We start from the raw sequence: 17,826 nt of genomic DNA on the forward strand, positions 1-17,826 counted from the left end.
GCAGTCTGTTTTCTTACTATCTAAATATAGTTTTATTCTTGAAAATCTGGACTGTGTTACTGTTTTTTTATTTGTAAGTTACTTGTTTTAAGATGTTTTTAATTCTTTAACAAATTTCTTCCATAGATTATGTTCAAACTTTCTAGAGAAGAAACCAGTATGTCCAATCTTAGTATTTCCGTAATCTTTTGGGCATATTTTTTCAACTTCAACTGTAGTATTACTAAAATACTTTAAGAATTTATTACTGGTAATATGATTAGCTAAAGGATCGTCTTGTACTTGTATTGCTTTTATAGGAATACGTATTTTATCATAGAAATTTGGACTAAGGTCTTTATCAAAATCAAGTTCAAAATAGCTTGGATGTGTACACCATTTCTTTAATTGGAGAATAACTCCTTTAGGCAAATTTTCTCCTTGTCTAATTTTCATAGCGTTTGCATAACCAAATAGTTTTATATGAATAGGAATTAGAAAGTACCAAAAAAATGCAAGAAACCATTTATGTGGATTGCTCATATCCTTCCAATATCCGGTAGATGAGGTAATAAGGAATAATTGATCGATGTCTTTATAATTATCCATTAAACCAATCATTTGCCCGCCAATGCTATGTGCAGCAATTATCTTCTTTTGATTAGGAAAATGCTCTTTTGTCCAGTCCAAAACTCCAGACATATCTAATTGTGCCCAATCACTAACTGTAGCTTCAAAACCTTTTAATTTTCTAGGAGCAGATGCTGCAATGCCTCTATAATCGAAAGTAAGAGCGGTAAAATCATTTTTAGCAATGTAAGTAGCAAAATTGGAATATAGCTTTTGAGGAATACCAGTTCCTCCATGAATTTGAACAAGCCCTTTACTAATTCCATTAGGTTGAAACAATTTTCCAGATAACATATAGCCATCTCTTGCAGGAATCTTAATATTTTCAATACTAATTTTCATTTGAATTAAAATCGTTCGTTAAGAAGTTTTACATATTTTTCAGTTTGCTCTAATTCTGGAAAATGACCACAATCAGCAAATTCAATAATTTCACAATTAGGAATATGTTCTAAAATAGAGTTTTTATCGGTATTTCTATGGGTAAAATCTTTACCACCCCAAATAAGAGTAGTTGGAATATTTTCTAACGCTAATGTTTGTGTTATTTCTCTTTGAAGCCCTTGTACCAAACTAGAAAGACAGAAACAGCCTCCACTTTTAAGTGTTTTAATAGCTGTGTCTTGATATAGTGTGCCATCAGTATTTTTTGGAAGCGCATAATGATACCAAATTTTTGCAAATTTCTTCTCAGAAACAGCATTGATGAGTTGCCCTACAATAGGTACTTTTAGAGGACCAGGTATAGAATGTTTAGTCCATTCTTCCATGGCATGTGTAGATGGTGTTTGAGATAAAAACAGTCTATGAATTCTATCAGGAAACTCTTGCGCAGCTTTTATAGCATAAAAACCATTAGAACATGAAAAAGCCAATGCCGCCCGATCTATTTTTAAAACATCTAAAATATTGATAATTAATTTAGAAGCTATATCAAAAGAATAATCAAACTTAGCATTAGGATAGGAAAAGCCTAGCCCAGGAAATTCAAAACAAACGATTCTAAAGTTTTTAGATAATGAAGTAATTAAATCTAATTGATGCTCTATAACATTAGGCCCATCAGGAACATTAATAATAACAGGTTTATTCTCTTTTGTATCAAAAACTCTAACGACTCCAAAATCTGTTTGAATTAATTGAAAATTCGGTTCCCATTTATGATGATTCTTTTTAAAACCGCATCGGATATTGTCTACAAAACTCCCTGTTATGTGCATTTAAAATATATTTTTTAGTATATAAGTACTAATATATGAAAACTTATTTAATATAAAAGGAAAAACCCTATACCAGTAAAGGTAATAGGGCTTTCTATTTTTAAATATTGTACTATTTTATGTATTTAGCTTTTCTTCTTTTCTACTAATTCAATCTTTTCTATAGAAGTTTTAGTGGTAAACATTCCATAATTTATAAAGGCATTTTTCTTTTCAATTTTATCAATTGTTCCTACAGCATTTCCATCTTCCAAACGAACACGATCGCCAACTTTAAAAACATAAGCGGCTTTTTCTTTAGCTATTTTCTTAGCTTCTTCTTTCTTTTCCGCTCTTACTTTTACCACCTTTTTTAAGACTTCTTTTTCAACTTTCTGAATCGCTTCTTTTTGTTTAGCAGCAATCTCTTTTTCTTTAGCTTTTTCTGTCTTAGTTTGCTTTTTAGGCGGATTTTTTTTGGTATGTTTGGTTTTCTCCGCAGCTACCCATTTAAAGAAATTAGCAGAGAGTTCTTTTTTATTATTGGTTTGAAAGTATTTATTTAAGAGTTCATTTAACTTTCTTCCTAAGCCCAACATGCGTTGGTTATTATCATATAATTCTTGAAAGCCTTCCAGTTTTTCTCTGATTTTGAGTTCTTTTTCTTGTAAACTTTCAATATGTTCCTGTCCTTTAGACTGCTGCTTTTCTAAGTTATCAGAAGTCTTTTGTAACCTGTTACGTTCTTTTTGTAATTTAGAAATAGTTCTATCTAAACGTACTTTCTCACTTTCTACACGCTTTTTGGCTCTGTTAATTAAGCTGTAAGGAATACCATTTTTCTGAGCTACTTCAAATGTAAAAGAACTACCAGCTTGTCCAACAAATAGCTTATACATTGGTTCTAATGTTCGCTCATTAAATTGCATGTTAGCATTGGTAACATTATCTAATTCATTAGCTAACACTTTTAAGTTGGCGTAATGAGTAGTTATAATTCCAAAGGATTTCTTCTGATAAAATTCTTCAAGAAATATCTCAGCCAAAGCACCACCTAATTCAGGATCAGAACCTGTTCCAAATTCATCAATTAAGAAAAGCGTATTGTTATTACACTTTCGTAAAAAATATCGCATGTTTTTTAAGCGATAACTATATGTACTCAATTGATTTTCTATAGACTGATTATCACCAATATCTGTAAGAATGGTATCGAAAATAGAGGTTTCACTTCTTTCATGCACAGGAATTAGTAGTCCACTTTGTAACATTACTTGAAGTAAACCTATGGTTTTTAGAGTAATACTTTTTCCACCAGCATTAGGTCCAGAAATAACAATAATTTGCTGTTTTTCATTAAGTTCTATGGTTTGAGAAATAGTATGTATTCCTTGTTCTTTATTTTTTCGCCATAGAATAGGGTGGAAAGCATCTCTATAATATATTTTCTTACGAGTAGTTATATTAGGTAATAAAGCATTGATTTCTCTAGCATATTTTGCTTTTGCAGCAATAGTATCTAAATGTATCAAGAAGTGAACATATTGCTCTAATAAAGGTGTATATGGACGAATCTCTTCGGCTAAACTACGTAATACTTTAATTACTTCTTGCTTTTCTTCATAGATGAGGTTTTGTAATTCTCTACTGTAAGCTAAAGTTGTTTGCGGAGCAATGTATACAATATTACCTGATTTAGAAGAACCTAATAAACTTCCTTTTACTTTTCTACGGTGCATTGCTAATACTGCTAATACACGTTGGTTATCTATAATAGTTTCTTTAATGTCATCTAAGTAACCACTGGCAATATTACTACTTAATGCTCTAGAAAAACTCTCAGAAATTTTACCTCTTATATTATTTATAGATCTACGAATTTGTTTTAGAGTAGGAGAGGCGTTATCTGCAACTTCTCCATAAGAAGTAATTATTTTTTGAATAGCATTTACAACAATCGTTGTGTATTCAATAGTTTCGCTTAATTCAAAAAGAGTAGGGTAGTAGTCTGCAAACTTTTTTAAAAACTTCTTTAATTCATTTACAGTTTCAGAAGTTGTAGCTATTTTTAAAAAAGCTTCAGGCTCTAAATAGCTATTCTCTATATTAAGTCTCTTAATAGATGCATTTATATTATCGAATCCGTGATTTGGAATTCTATTTTCATTTTCAAAAGAAGCTAAATATTCGCTTACCAAATTCAACTCAAAAAATAATTTTTGAGTATTCTGAAAAGGTAAAATTTTGAATACACTTTCTTTACCTAGCTCTGAAATACAAAAATCTCCAACCTGTTCTAAAACTTTGGTGAATTCTAAATCTTGTAGCGTTTTTTCTGAAATATTTTTTTTCAAATTCCTATTTTTGAGATTCACAAAAATAAAAGAATGCAAGTAAATATCGCGGAAAGCTGGAAACATATTTTACAACCAGAGTTTGACAAAGCCTATTTTTCTGATTTAGCAAATTTTGTAAAGCAGGAATATACACAACATACGTGTTACCCAAATGGAAAAGATATTTTTGCTGCATTTGATTTTTGTGCTTTCGATGATGTAAAAGTGGTAGTTATAGGTCAAGATCCATATCATGGAGTAGGTCAGGCAAATGGGCTTTGTTTTTCTGTACACGATGGTATTGCGCATCCTCCTTCTTTGATTAATATTTTTAAAGAAATAGAAACTGATATTGGTACAGCATATCCTACTTCTGGAGATTTATCTCGTTGGGCTAAACAAGGTGTACTATTATTAAATGCAACGCTAACGGTTAGAGCACATCAAGCTGGAAGTCATCAAAATAAAGGATGGGAGCAGTTTACAGATGCTGTAATTAGCGCAATTTCTAATAGTAAAGAAAATGTTGTATTTCTACTTTGGGGAGGCTACGCAAAGAAAAAAGGAGCAAAGATAGATAAGCAAAAACATCATGTATTGACTTCTGGACATCCTTCACCATTAAGTGCAAATCGTGGCTATTGGTTTGGGAATAAACATTTTTCTTTAACAAACACGTATTTAAGAGAAAAGGGAGCTGAAGAGATTGTATGGTAGTAAATAAACTAAAAAGTAAAAAGTGATCGGAACTTAATCCGACCACTTTTGCTTAGAATACATATTAATAACATCTCTTAATTCAAGAAATAGATATAATATAGAAGGTTCAATTCAGCACCATCAACACGGTTTACAAAAACATGTAATGGATCTGGATGGAAATTGTCTAATATCGTATTACTTGCATCTGGTCTACCACCAACACCTGTCCATGTATTTGTAGATGCATTATATTCGTAATAGATGTAAGAAACTCCACCATTCGGTAATATTGTACATGAAGAATCGCATTCTCTTGCTGTTGATTTTACTCTAAATCGTTCACCATTAACTTGATCTAATTCAAAGTCAACAAAATAACTTCCATGTAAAATGGTATAACTACCACCAGATTTATAAAAATCTCTTTGTGTATGATCAACACCGTAGCCCCACCATTCTGGAGTAACTATATCATACCATTGTTTTAAATTCTTATCATATTTTTGCACTTGAATCCATCCTTGGATTTCTAATCCAGAAGTATTATGGTCTGAAGCACCAGGTCTTACATAAAGATAATTGGGATTAAATCTTACAGTTCTTCTAGAAACTAAATCACAGTTTCTTTGCGTATAAGAAACATTACTTGTTACTTTAAATGGTCTGTTATTAGAGATATAGTTTACCTTATATGAAATAGGGTAACCAGGGTTTGTAGCAGACACATTTGCTCCTCTTTGAAGGAAATCGTTAATACCGTTTAAATTACCAGAAATAGCTTGTAAACCAGCAGTAATTCCGGTTTGAGCATTTCCTCCAATTTGTTTCACTTTGACAGAAGCTGTACTTAATGTTTCATTATATTTAGCTGATACGTCGGCATTAATGTTTCCACTAGCTCCTTTATAAGCAAATTGTAATGCTGCCGATACATCCTTAGCACTTTCTGAAGATTCATAAATTAAAGTAAACAATCTACCATAAGTAACAGACTCAATATAAGCCGAAGGATTTGCATTTACAGGCTCAACATTTTGATAATCGGTTACATAGTTTTCTAAATCACCAGGAGTTACACTATTGTTAAACCATCCGTTACTACCAATTAAACCAGCTTTAGGTGTTACAGTAGCGGTAAAGAAACGTTGTTTTAAAGTAACAGCATAACGTGTTTTTTGTTCGCTGAAATTTAAACCTAATTGTCCAGCTACATCTACACCATAACCAGAATAACCAGCATTTAAGGCAAACTGCAAGTCACTTGCATTATGAATTCTTTCAATAGAAACTTCAAAAGAAGCAGGAAAAGAAGCTCCAGAATTATAGTAGTTATTTAAAATACTATTTAATTGATTGCGAACTGTACCAGGAGTAGGTGACTTAACTACAGTAGATGTAGAAGCTGCTGTACCAGAAATAACCGTTAAACCAATTTCTAGATCATTTCTAGATTCACCATAAATTGGCACAGAAGCAGGAGCACCTTCTTGAATTGTTCTTGCTCCAACAACATTACCAGGCCATAATAAACTTCCATTAGGGTTAATTAAAAAGAAATCCGAATCAGTTTTATCAAAACTTACCTCTTGGGTAGTACAATTAGCTTCAACTAAAGCTCTACCAGTAGTTTCATCTTTTACTTCATTAATAGTTAAATTACTAATTCCATCTGGAATGTCTTCGTTTAAGAATTGCTCTTTTGTTTCTAGAGCTTGTAAATTGTCATTACTAACTAATTCTTCATTTTTACATGAAGCAAGCACAGTTAATAACGATGCGAAAAGTATACGCTTTGTATATTTCATTGTTGTAATTTGAAGGGTTAATAAAAATTAAAACAAGGTTGAACCGCTACATACAAATTTAAAAATCTTGTATGCTTAAAAGTGAAATAAGACAGTGCTATTGTTAGTGTAACAATAGAATCGATTATTAGTAGCTAGCTTTATTAGTTACAGTAATAGCTTTGGTATTATTTTACAAATTATTTTCGGGGTATTCCTTATTTTAAAAGGTGAAGATTAAGTATCAAATAACTAGTATACTTTAACTTAATCTTCGCTTGTGAGCAAATATATAGATGTTCCTTAAACACAGATATAGATAACTGCTTTTTTCAATTAAATGCTGCTTTTCTTCTGTTAAATTAGAAGCCTCTTTATTTTTTACTCAAAAAATTAATTAAAAAATAATTGATACGATATTAAAATCTTAATCTAATAGATATAATCGATACCAAATAGTTACTGGACTAGTATAGTTATTATGACTATAACCATCGTTAGCTGCATTCCAAAATTCACTATATGGACGACGATCTGTATTGATTGGTTTGTCGTTTACAGTTGATGATCTACCGCTTCCGATCCATGCTTTTCTTTCACTATTATATTCATATGAATTTACAGCTGTTCCGTCTTGACCAGGTAAAACAGTACATTGTGAGTCACATTCTCTAAATATTGAAACGATTCTAAATCTTTCACCATTGATTTCATCTACTTCAAAATCAATAAAAGCACTTTGGTTTCTAATAGGATACCACTGACTGTATTTGTAGAAATCTAAAGAAACATGTTCAAAACCATAACCCCAGTCCATAGAATGAATATCATACCATTCGTTAAGATCTTTATTATGCTTTTGAACTTTAAACCAACCTCCAATTTCTAAACCAGAAGTACCATGATCGTACACATAATAATTTAATTGTACAGCATCTGGATTAAATCTGATAGTTCTTCTAGAGATTAAATCACAGTTTCTTTGTGTATAAGAAACATTACTTGTTACTTTAAAAGGCCTGTTATTAGAGATATAATTTACTTTATATGAAATTGGGTATCCAGGGTTAGTTGCAGATACATTTGCTCCTTTTTCTAAGAAAGATTTTACACCATCTAAGTTACCTGCTATAGCTTGTAAACCAGCAGTAATTCCAGTTTGTGCATTTCCACCAATTTGTTTTACTCTAACAGAGGCCGTATTTAAAGTTTCTTTATATTTAGATTCAGCATCGGCAGTAATACTACCTATACCTCCTTTATAAGCAAATTGTAAGGCAGCTTCCACATTTCTAGCACTTTCTGAAGATTCGTAAATTAAAGTAAATAATCTACCATAAGTAACAGATTCAATATATGCAGAAGGATTGGCATTTTCTGGTGTTACATTTTGATAATCGGTAACATAGTTTTCTAAGTCGCTAGGTACTACACTATTGTTAAACCAACCGTTATTACCAATTAAACCAGCTTTAGGTGTTACAGTAGCAGTAAAAAAACGTTGTTTTAAAGTAACAGCATAGCGTGTTTTTTGCTGACTAAAGTTTAAGCCTAACTGACCAGCTACATCAACACCAAAACCAGAATAACCAGCATTTAGAGCAAACTGTAAATCGCTAGTATTATGAATTCTTTGAATAGAAACTTCAAAAGAAGCAGGGAAAGAAGCCCCAGAATTATAATAGTTATTTAAAATACTATTTAATTGGTTACGAACTGTACCAGGAGTAGGGGATTTAACTACTGTAGATGTAGAAGCTGCAGTACCAGAAATAACTGTTAAACCAATTTCAAGATCATTTCTAGCGTCACCATAAATAGGTACAGAAGTAGGAGCACCGTCTTGAATAGTTCTAGCACCTACAACATTTCCAGGCCAAAGTAAGCTTCCATTAGGGTTGATTAAAAAGAAATCAGAATCGGTTTTATCGAAACTTACTTCTTCAGTTGTACAGTTGGCTTCAACCAAACCTTTACCAGCTGTTTCGTCTTTTATTTTGTTGACAAATAAATTACTGATTCCGTCGGGGATATCATCATTTAAAAATTGCTCTTTAACATTTAGAGCTTGTAAGTTGTCATTACTAACTAATTCTTCATTTTTACATGAAGCAAGTACAGTTAATAACGATGCGAAAAGTATACGCTTTGTATATTTCATTGTTATAATTTGAAGGGTTAATAAAAATTAAAACAAGGTTGAACCGCTACATACAAATTGTTTCAAAATGTATGCTAAAAGTGAAATAAGAGAGCGCTATTGTTTGTGTAACAATAGAATCGATTATTAGTAGCTAGCTTTATTAATTACAGTAATAGCTCTTAGGTATTATTTTATAAATCATATTCGGGGTTTTCCTTATTTTTAATAGAGAAAACTAAGTTGTAAAAAAACTAGTATGTTACAACTTAGTTTTCAAAGTGTAAGTGTATATCTTCCTCAAATAATGCTAAATAAAATGATATTTTTTCAGCTTAAGAGAAAGGGATGTTTTTTGAAAAACTACTTAATTTAGTTTAAGAAATACATATTAAATAGTAATGAAATTCTATCATATTCACCACCATAATATCCATCAATAGAATTTAAAAATTCAAATCTACTTTGTACGTTAGAATCTGGAATTGTAATTTTTTTGCTACGACTATCGTGACCGATCCATTTCTTTTCATTTGCATTGTACTCAAAATTAATAACAGCAGTTCCTCCGTTTGGCTGTACTACCCATTTGTCATCAGCTTCACCTGCAACAGAAACAATTCTGAAACGCTCTCCATTAACTTCATCAATTTCAAAATCAATAAACTTACTGTAATTCCATATTCTATTTGTAGTGTCAAAACGATAGAAGTCTCTTACAGAATGTTCTCTACCGAATCCCCAATAAATAGGATCGTCTACATTATACCAAGTTTTAGTGCGTTTGTTATACTTTTGTACTTTAAAATCTCCAAATAACTCTAAACCAGAAGTACCATGATCATATCCCCAATAGTTAGTAATAACATATAAAGGATTAAATCTTACAGTTCTTCTTGAAACTAACTCACAGTTTCTTTGTGTATAAGAAACATTACTTGTTACTTTAAAAGGTCTGTTATTAGATACGTAATTTACTTTGTATGAAATTGGGTATCCAGGATTTGTAGCAGATACATTAGCACCTTTTTCTAAAAATGCATTGATACCAGTTAAATTACCAGCAATAGCTTGTAAACCAGCTGTAATTCCAGTTTGTGCATTTCCACCAATTTGCTTTACTTTAACAGAAGCAGTATTTAAAGTTTCCTTATACTGAGATTCAACATCAGCAGTAATATTACCAATACCACCTTTGTAAGCAAATTGTAAAGCAGCTTCAACATTTCTTGCGCTTTCTGTAGATTCATAAATTAAAGTAAATAATCTACCATAAGTAACAGATTCAATATATGCAGAAGGATTTGCATTTTCTGGTGTTACATTTTGAAAATCGGTAACATAATTCTCTAAATCACTAGGAACTACACTTTTGTTAAACCACCCATTGCTACCAATTAAACCAGCTCTAGGCGTTACAGTAGCTGTAAAAAAACGTTGCTTTAAAGTAACTGCAAAACGAGTTTTTTGTTCGTTAAAGTTTAAACCTAACTGACCAGCTACATCAACACCAAAACCAGAATATCCAGCATTTAAAGCAAATTGTAAATCGCTTGTATTGTGAATTCTTTCAATAGAAACTTCAAAAGAAGCAGGGAAAGAAGCACCAGAGCTATAATAGTTATTTAAAATACTATTTAATTGATTACGAACTGTACCAGGAGTTGGAGCTTTTACTACAGTAGATGTAGAGGCAGCCGTACCAGAAATAACTGTTAAACCAATTTCAAGATCATTTCTAGCGTCACCGTAAATAGGAACAGAAGTAGGAGCTCCGTCTTGAATAGTTCTGGCACCTACAACATTACCAGGCCATAATAAACTTCCGTTTGGATTGATTAAAAAGAAATCAGAATCTGTTTTGTCAAAACTAACTTCTTGGGTTGTACAATTAGCTTCAACTAAACCTCTACCTGCTTTTTCTTCTTTAGTTGTCTTAACAGATAAATTACTGATTCCATCAGGGATGTCGTCATTTAAAAATTGCTCCTTTACTTCAAGAGCTTGTAAATTTTCATCGCTTACTAATTCTTCATTTTTACAAGATGCAAAAATTGTTAGCAATGAAATAAAAATTATACGATTCGTATATTTCATTTTCATGTATATGAAGGGTTAAAAAATATTTATTAAAAATAAGTTGGTTGAATAATAATTACAGAGAAAACTCTGAATTCCGGAAAGACATAAATACCGTAACTCAATAAAACAATAATAGTATATCGATTTAGTAGCTAGCTTTATTAGTTGTTATACAAAGTTGCCGTTATTTTAGGGATAACGTTCCGGGGGTACTACTTATTTTTCTTAAAAAACAGCTTGTAGATAACTAGTATACTACATTTTACCATGTTTTTTATTGGGGCGCAAATATATACATGTTTTTTGTTTGCCAAAGTTTTTTTACAGGAAAAACATAAAAGAAGTATAAATGAAGTATGTTTTTTTTGGTTTTTTTACCTTTTTTTAACCTTTTTTTTATGTTTATGATAAATGAGAGTGTTAATTCACAGTGTACTCTAAGATAGAAGGAAGTTGTGTTTTGTTATAATATGGTACCGTAATAGCATCTAAAATATCTTCTGTTACGTCAGGATAATTTACTTTTATAATTGTGTCTGATTTTAACCATTTTTCAATTTTTGGCAGCTGTTTCTTATTTAATTTTTTTAGCACCGGTACTCCCATTTCTTTTAATGCTAATGCGTTGCATTGTTGTTCGTATTGATTTTTCATTGGAATTACCATTAATTTTTTTCGTAGGAAAAGCGCTTCAGCAGGAGTTTCGAAGCCAGCACCACATAACACACCATTAGAAGCAGCAATACTTTTTATAAATTCTTTTGCATTTATAGGACGAATAGTAATATTATTATGTAGTTGAAACTGGCTGGTGTGTTTAGAAAATACTTCCCATTTCACTTTTTTGAATTGTGATAAGATTTTAATTAATTTTTTATCACCATATGCAGGTAAGTATACAGTATAATGCCCTTTTCGTGTACTATTTTTATAACGAATTTCTCTACGTATAATAGGTGAAAATGTAGCAGAAGAATAGGTTTTAAAATGAAATCCAAATTTATTTTTAGCTGGTGCGTAATATTTCAATAATAACTTTTCAATTTTAAATTTACCGTATTTAGGAGCATTTTCGTCTGCGACTGCATTTTGATGGCTCAATGAAATAATAGGGGCATTACGAAGTTTGCATGCCCAAGCTGATACAGGTTCAAAATCATTAATAACTAAATCGTATTCGAGTACAGGTAAATTTTTGACTTCTTTCCAGAGGTTTCGGAATTTTGTTTTTTTAAGCGTTTCCCAAATATCAACTCCACCTTTTTTTCCAAAAATAAAACTCAAGCCATATAATTTGTACTTTATTTCGAAAGGAAAAGTGAGTTCAGATTGATAACCGCTCACTAGAATATCTACTTCAGCACGTTTTTGTAAATAAGGTACTATCTCTAAAGCTCTGCTAGCATGTCCGTTTCCAGTTCCTTGAATTGCGTATAATATCTTCATAATTATTTAGAGGATTTTTGAATGTTGAATTCCTGAAGTAAATCAGCAAAGAGTTGACTATTGTTTTTTTCAGTTTTAGTCAAATCCATATCAGAAGTTTCGACATTTTCTGGGACTTTCTTGGCTAATTCATCTTTTTCATATTCGTACAATTTCCATTGTTTATTGTTGTATTCTAATGCTGTCAAATTTTCAATCCAATCACCAGAGTTTAGATAGATTGTTTCTCCTTGTTCGTTTCGAATAATTTTCATCTCTGGTTGATGAATATGACCACATATAACATATTCATAGCGATTATCTATAGCAATATCAGCAGCAGTTGTTTCAAAATTGTTAATGAATTTTACGGCACTTTTTACGCTGTTTTTTATTTTTTTACTGAAAGAGAGTCTATTGTATCCTAGCGTTTCGCTAATCCAATTGACAGCTGTGTTTAACATGATTAAAAAGTCATAACCAACACCGCCCAATTTGGCTAACCATTTTGAATGTTGCATGGTAACATCGAATACATCTCCATGAAAAAACCAGCCTTTTTTTCCATCGATGTCTACTACTAATTTATTCACAATTTCAAAGCTTCCTAACCTAAATCCTTTAAACTTACGGAGCATTTCGTCATGATTACCAGTAATATAATATACTTTAGTGCCAGAAGTAATGAAAGACATTAATTGCTTAATTACTTTCATGTGTGATTTAGGGAAATAACGTTTGTTGAATTGCCAAATATCTATAATATCACCATTTAAAATTAAAACTTTAGGATTAATGGTTTTTAAGTAGTTGTTTAATTCGACAGCTCTACAACCAAAAGTTCCTAGGTGCACGTCTGATATTACGGCAATATCGAGTTTACGTTTTTTACTTTTTTTCATTATTGAAGTACATAAGGTGTTACTAGTTACACCAAAGGGTATATAAACTAATTTGTACTAAATTATGATTTATGTGTTTTTGAATAGTAAAAACTTAATTAATAGATTGTTATAGAAAGTTGAAGTTAAAGTAAGCTTTGTAAATTTTTTGTAAATAAAAAAGCTCAGAGTAAATCTCTGAGCTTTTGTGTTTTATGTTAAGTTTTTGAATATTATTTGTTATACAATACCCAAGTTCCTTGCTCAATTAAAGGAATAGCTTGTTTGTATTTTACTTCTTTCTCTTCGCCAGACATTACGTTTTTAATTGTAACACGCTCGTTACGACCAATTTTTGGTTGTTCTCGAACAACAGTTTCTACAACTTGTTGTTCTTGAGTTTGTTGCTGACGTGCATTACTGAAGGCTTGTTGCGTAGAGTTTTGAACTTCGTCTTTACGCAAATCTAATTGCTCTCTTTGTTGTTCGTGTGCTTCAGAAATTTGAGATTCGTCTTCTGTAGGTAATTTTCCTTTGAATAAGAAAGAAAGTACTTCTTTATTAATTTTATCAATTGTTAACTGGAACAATTCAAAAGCTTCGAACTTATAGATTAAAAGCGGATCTTTTTGCTCATAAGTAGCATTTTGAACAGTTTGCTTTAATTCATCCATTTTACGTAAATGATCTTTCCAGTTTTCATCTATAATGGCTAAAGTAATATTCTTCTCAAAATCTGTTACTAACGATTTGGCTTCTGTTTCGTAAGCTTCTTTTAAGTTTGTAACTACACGAATTGTTTTAGTACCATCTGTAAAAGGAACTACAATTCTTTCGTAACGATCTCCTTCATTTTCAAATACATTCTTGATTACTGGGAACGCTTGAGTAGCATGTCTTTCAGAATCTTTTTTGTAGTTTTCTGAAACAATTTTATACAATTGTTCAATTAATTCTTGCTCTGTTTTACTATTGAATTCTTCTTCTGAGAAAGGAGAAGTCATAGAAGAGAAGCGAATTAATTCAAATTCGAAATTTTGGAAATCTTTAGTTAATTTGTTTTGACGAACTACTGCATCGCAAGTATCGTAAATCATATTAGCTACGTCAATCTGTAATCGTTTTCCATCTAAGGCATGACGACGACGCTTATAAACGAATTCACGTTGTGAGTTCATTATGTCATCATATTCTAATAAACGCTTACGAATACCAAAGTTATTTTCTTCTACTTTCTTTTGCGCTCTTTCAATAGATTTTGTAATTAATCTATCTTGAATAACTTCACCTTCTTTTAATCCTAATCGGTCCATCATTTTTGCAATTCTGTCCGATCCAAATAAACGCATTAAGTTATCGTCTAAAGCAACGAAGAATTGAGAAGAACCAACATCTCCTTGACGTCCTGCACGACCTCTTAACTGACGGTCTACACGTCTAGAATCATGTCGTTCTGTTCCAATAATTGCTAAACCACCAGCAGCTTTTACTTCATCTGAAAGTTTAATATCGGTACCACGACCAGCCATATTGGTTGCAATTGTTACTTGACCTGGTATACCAGCTTCTGCAACAATATCTGCTTCTTTGTTATGAAGTTTTGCGTTTAAGATATTATGAGAGATCTTACGCATCTTTAACATTCGTCCAAGTAATTCAGAAATCTCTACAGAAGTAGTACCTACTAAAACAGGTCTATTTTCACCTACTAGCTTTACAATTTCATCAATTACAGCATTGTATTTTTCTCTAGTTGTTTTGTATAATAAATCTTCTCTATCATCACGAGCAATAGGTTTGTTCGTAGGAATTTCAACAACATCTAGTTTATAAATTTCCCAGAATTCACCTGCTTCTGTAATAGCAGTACCCGTCATACCTGAAAGTTTACGGTACATTCTGAAATAATTTTGTAAGGTTACAGTAGCAAAAGTTTGTGTAGCATCTTCAATTTTTACATTTTCTTTTGCTTCAATTGCTTGGTGTAAACCATCTGAGTAACGACGACCGTCCATAATACGACCTGTTTGCTCATCTACAATCATTACTTTGTTTTCAACAACAACATATTCTACATCTTTTTCAAACAAAGTATAAGCTTTTAAAAGCTGATTCATGGTGTGAATACGTTCACTTTTAACGCTAAATTCACGATATAAATCTTCTTTTAGTTCTGCTTTTTGCTCTGCGGTTGCTTCAGCATTTTCTATTTCGGCAACTTTAATACTAATGTCAGGAAGTACAAAGAATGTTTGGTTCTGAGTTTTTTCAGATAAATGACCAATTCCTTTATCAGTTAAGTTGATTTGATTATTTTTTTCTTCGATAGTAAACCATAAGTCAGCATCAACTTCAGGCATTAATTTATTATTATCCTGCATGTAGAAATTCTCTGTCTTTTGAAGAACTTGCTTAATTCCTTCTTGAGATAAGAATTTAATTAATGCTTTATTTTTAGGAAGTCCTCTATATACACGTAGTAAAAGGAATCCTCCATCTTTTGTATTTCCATCTTTTAAAAGCTTTTTAGCTTCTGCTAAAACACCAACTAAGTATTTACTTTGTAATGATACTAAATCAGCAACTAAAGGCTTTAATTCATTAAATTCATGACGATCTCCTTGTGGTACTGGACCAGAAATAATTAATGGCGTACGAGCGTCATCAATTAATACAGAATCTACCTCATCAATAATAGCATAATTAGGTGCACGCTGTACTAAATCTTCCTTAGAAGAAGCCATATTGTCCCTTAGGTAATCGAAACCAAATTCATTATTAGTTCCATAAGTAATATCTGCATTATAGGCTTTTCTTCTAGCTTCTGAATTTGGTTGATGGAAATCAATACAATCTGTAGATAATCCGTGGAATTCGAAAATAGGAGCCATCCAAGCACGGTCACGTTTTGCTAAGTAATCGTTTACTGTAACAACATGTACTCCTTTACCAGTAAGTGCATTTAAATAGACAGGTAGGGTAGACACTAATGTTTTTCCCTCTCCAGTCATCATCTCAGCAATCTTACCTTGGTGTAAAACAGATCCACCAATTAATTGAACATCATAATGAATCATATCCCAAGTGACTTCTTTACCAGAAGCATCCCAAGAATTTTCCCAAATAGCTTTATCGTCTTGTAATACTATGTGTTCTCTTGAACCAGATAATTCGCGATCAAAAGGAGTCGCAGTTACCTCTAACTCTTCATTTGTAGCAAATCTTTTAGCAGTTTCTTTAACTAAAGCAAAAGCTTCAGGCATAATATCTTCTAATACTTTTTCTGAAGCAGCATAAGCATCGTCTCTCAATTTATCTATTTGTGCATAGATTTCTTCCTGACGATCAATATCAGCTGTTTTAACCTCAGCTTCTAATTTTGAAATTTGTTCTTCAAAAATAGCAGTAGCTGCTGAAATTTTAGATTTGAACTCAACTGTTTTTCCTCTAAGTTCATCGTTTGTTAAACTAGCTATTTGATCTTCAAAAGATTTTACTTTATCTACAATTGGTTGTAATAGTTTTAAATCTTTTTGTTGTTTATCACCAACAAAAAGTTTTATAATTGAGTTTAACATGCTCATTTTGTGTGTGTTTTAGTCTAGCGCTTAGTTTAAGTCCCGTCAATTAATTATTGAGGTACTAAAAATAAGCAAAAAAAAAGCCTCTAAAAGAGACTCTTAAATTTTATTATTATGTTTAATATTCATCTTCGTTCCAAAGATAATCTTCTTCGGTAGGATAATCTGGCCAAATCTCAATGATAGAATCGTAAATCTCACCCTCATCTTCGATGTCCTGTAAATTCTCTACCACTTCTAAAGGTGCTCCTGTACGAATTGCGTAATCTATTAATTCGTCTTTAGTAGCTGGCCATGGCGCATCTGCTAAATAAGATGCTAATTCAAGTGTCCAATACATTTCTAAATCTGTTTTTGTTTTTCTGCAAAAATAAAATTTAAACTGAAAAAGTCAAGTTTTTTTTTGAAAATGTAAAATCAATAAAAAAAGAACTTCATTTTAAAGCTTAGTTGGTATCCATTTTACCTCTTCCGCTTGAAGAAGCAAGGACAACTTTCGTGCCAACACAAAAAGGTAGTCAGAAAGTCGGTTTAAATACATTAAAATACTAGTATCTACAGGTTCTTCTTCATGTAAAGCAACGGCTAAACGCTCGGTTCTTCTACATACGCAGCGTGCTATATGACAGAATGACACTGTTTGATGTCCACCAGGTAAAATAAAATGCGTCATTGGCGGAAGCGTTTCATTCATGGTATCCATTTCGTTTTCTAAAAAATCGATAGATTCTTGATTGATTTTAGGAATATTTAAACGTTCCTTCCCATTTTTCAAAACTTCTTTCTCCGGTGGTGTTGCTAACATGGCACCAAGTGTAAATAACTCATCTTGAATTTTAATTAAAGCATTTTTAGAGACCTCATCAATCTGCTGATCTCTAATTAAACCAATATAGGAATTCAACTCATCTACTGTACCATAACTTTCAATACGTAAATGATATTTAGGAACACGAGTACCTCCAAATAGGGCAGTAGTACCTTTATCTCCTGTTTTAGTATATATTTTCATCTTTTTAGTGTCTGTATTTAATATTGCTAATTTCGTTCTTTATTTACAATGTAAACCAAAAAATAGCGTTTTTTG

General features: G+C 31.6%; 12 protein-coding genes. 1 reads left to right on the forward strand and 11 read right to left on the reverse strand.

The features are described from left to right. Positions 1–87 precede the first annotated feature (87 nt). The 3 genes from ACKTTC_RS01985 to ACKTTC_RS01995 all read right to left on the reverse strand — a co-directional run bounded on the left by ACKTTC_RS01985 (position 88) and on the right by ACKTTC_RS01995 (position 4,162). Positions 88–951, reverse strand: coding sequence for an alpha/beta hydrolase family protein (locus ACKTTC_RS01985; RefSeq protein ID WP_408037791.1), 864 nt, complete (start codon positions 949–951; stop codon positions 88–90). A 5-nt stretch (positions 952–956) separates the two neighbouring features. Further along, complete coding sequence (locus tag ACKTTC_RS01990) at positions 957–1,829, reverse strand: alpha/beta fold hydrolase (RefSeq protein ID WP_408037793.1); 873 nt, start codon at positions 1,827–1,829, stop codon at positions 957–959. A 125-nt stretch (positions 1,830–1,954) separates the two neighbouring features. Beyond that, a complete protein-coding gene (locus ACKTTC_RS01995; protein ID WP_408037795.1) occupies positions 1,955–4,162 on the reverse strand; it encodes an endonuclease MutS2 in 2,208 nt (735 codons plus the stop codon). 33 nt (positions 4,163–4,195) lie between these two features. Here ACKTTC_RS01995 and ACKTTC_RS02000 point away from each other — a divergent pair, with 33 nt between their 5' ends. Beyond that, positions 4,196–4,861, forward strand: coding sequence for a uracil-DNA glycosylase (locus ACKTTC_RS02000; RefSeq protein WP_408037797.1), 666 nt, complete (start codon positions 4,196–4,198; stop codon positions 4,859–4,861). A 77-nt stretch (positions 4,862–4,938) separates the two neighbouring features. Here ACKTTC_RS02000 and ACKTTC_RS02005 read toward each other — a convergent pair whose 3' ends face one another. The 8 genes from ACKTTC_RS02005 to ACKTTC_RS02040 form a co-directional block, all read right to left on the reverse strand. Continuing rightward, the gene (locus tag ACKTTC_RS02005) at positions 4,939–6,651 is read right to left on the reverse strand and encodes a thiol-activated cytolysin family protein (RefSeq protein ID WP_408037799.1); all 1,713 of its coding nucleotides are present in this window, start codon (positions 6,649–6,651) and stop codon (positions 4,939–4,941) included. 406 nt (positions 6,652–7,057) lie between these two features. Beyond that, positions 7,058–8,791, reverse strand: coding sequence for a thiol-activated cytolysin family protein (locus ACKTTC_RS02010; RefSeq protein WP_408037801.1), 1,734 nt, complete (start codon positions 8,789–8,791; stop codon positions 7,058–7,060). A gap of 351 nt (positions 8,792–9,142) precedes the next feature. Beyond that, on the reverse strand, positions 9,143–10,873 hold the full coding sequence (locus tag ACKTTC_RS02015) for a thiol-activated cytolysin family protein (protein WP_408037803.1): 1,731 nt from the start codon (positions 10,871–10,873) through the stop codon (positions 9,143–9,145). A 399-nt stretch (positions 10,874–11,272) separates the two neighbouring features. Further along, positions 11,273–12,298 (reverse strand): glycosyltransferase family protein, encoded by a 1,026-nt coding sequence (locus tag ACKTTC_RS02020; RefSeq protein ID WP_408037805.1) that lies wholly within the window; start codon positions 12,296–12,298, stop codon positions 11,273–11,275. Between the two features lie 2 nt (positions 12,299–12,300). Then, positions 12,301–13,179 (reverse strand): UDP-2,3-diacylglucosamine diphosphatase, encoded by an 879-nt coding sequence (locus ACKTTC_RS02025; RefSeq protein ID WP_408037807.1) that lies wholly within the window; start codon positions 13,177–13,179, stop codon positions 12,301–12,303. A 212-nt stretch (positions 13,180–13,391) separates the two neighbouring features. After that, a complete protein-coding gene (secA, locus tag ACKTTC_RS02030; protein WP_408037809.1) occupies positions 13,392–16,742 on the reverse strand; it encodes a preprotein translocase subunit SecA in 3,351 nt (1,116 codons plus the stop codon). A 115-nt stretch (positions 16,743–16,857) separates the two neighbouring features. Beyond that, a complete protein-coding gene (locus tag ACKTTC_RS02035) occupies positions 16,858–17,079 on the reverse strand; it encodes a DUF2795 domain-containing protein (RefSeq protein WP_100924424.1) in 222 nt (73 codons plus the stop codon). 99 nt (positions 17,080–17,178) lie between these two features. Beyond that, on the reverse strand, positions 17,179–17,751 hold the full coding sequence (locus ACKTTC_RS02040) for a cob(I)yrinic acid a,c-diamide adenosyltransferase (RefSeq protein WP_408037811.1): 573 nt from the start codon (positions 17,749–17,751) through the stop codon (positions 17,179–17,181). Positions 17,752–17,826 lie beyond the last annotated feature (75 nt).

Source organism: Tenacibaculum amylolyticum (assembly GCF_964511145.1).
Lineage (GTDB): Bacteria > Bacteroidota > Bacteroidia > Flavobacteriales > Flavobacteriaceae > Polaribacter > Polaribacter amylolyticum.

What these genes read in the sequence shown, in the direction of transcription:
- ACKTTC_RS01985 (WP_408037791.1), bottom strand. Translation starts at nt 951, where the DNA reads ATGAAAATTAGTATTGAAAATATTAAGATTCCTGCAAGAGATGGCTAT.
- ACKTTC_RS01990 (WP_408037793.1), bottom strand. Translation starts at nt 1,829, where the DNA reads ATGCACATAACAGGGAGTTTTGTAGACAATATCCGATGCGGTTTTAAA.
- ACKTTC_RS02000 (WP_408037797.1), top strand. Translation starts at nt 4,196, where the DNA reads ATGCAAGTAAATATCGCGGAAAGCTGGAAACATATTTTACAACCAGAG.
- ACKTTC_RS02005 (WP_408037799.1), bottom strand. Translation starts at nt 6,651, where the DNA reads ATGAAATATACAAAGCGTATACTTTTCGCATCGTTATTAACTGTGCTT.
- ACKTTC_RS02010 (WP_408037801.1), bottom strand. Translation starts at nt 8,791, where the DNA reads ATGAAATATACAAAGCGTATACTTTTCGCATCGTTATTAACTGTACTT.
- ACKTTC_RS02015 (WP_408037803.1), bottom strand. Translation starts at nt 10,873, where the DNA reads ATGAAAATGAAATATACGAATCGTATAATTTTTATTTCATTGCTAACA.
- ACKTTC_RS02020 (WP_408037805.1), bottom strand. Translation starts at nt 12,298, where the DNA reads ATGAAGATATTATACGCAATTCAAGGAACTGGAAACGGACATGCTAGC.
- ACKTTC_RS02025 (WP_408037807.1), bottom strand. Translation starts at nt 13,179, where the DNA reads ATGAAAAAAAGTAAAAAACGTAAACTCGATATTGCCGTAATATCAGAC.
- secA (WP_408037809.1), bottom strand. Translation starts at nt 16,742, where the DNA reads ATGAGCATGTTAAACTCAATTATAAAACTTTTTGTTGGTGATAAACAA.
- ACKTTC_RS02035 (WP_100924424.1), bottom strand. Translation starts at nt 17,079, where the DNA reads ATGTATTGGACACTTGAATTAGCATCTTATTTAGCAGATGCGCCATGG.
- ACKTTC_RS02040 (WP_408037811.1), bottom strand. Translation starts at nt 17,751, where the DNA reads ATGAAAATATATACTAAAACAGGAGATAAAGGTACTACTGCCCTATTT.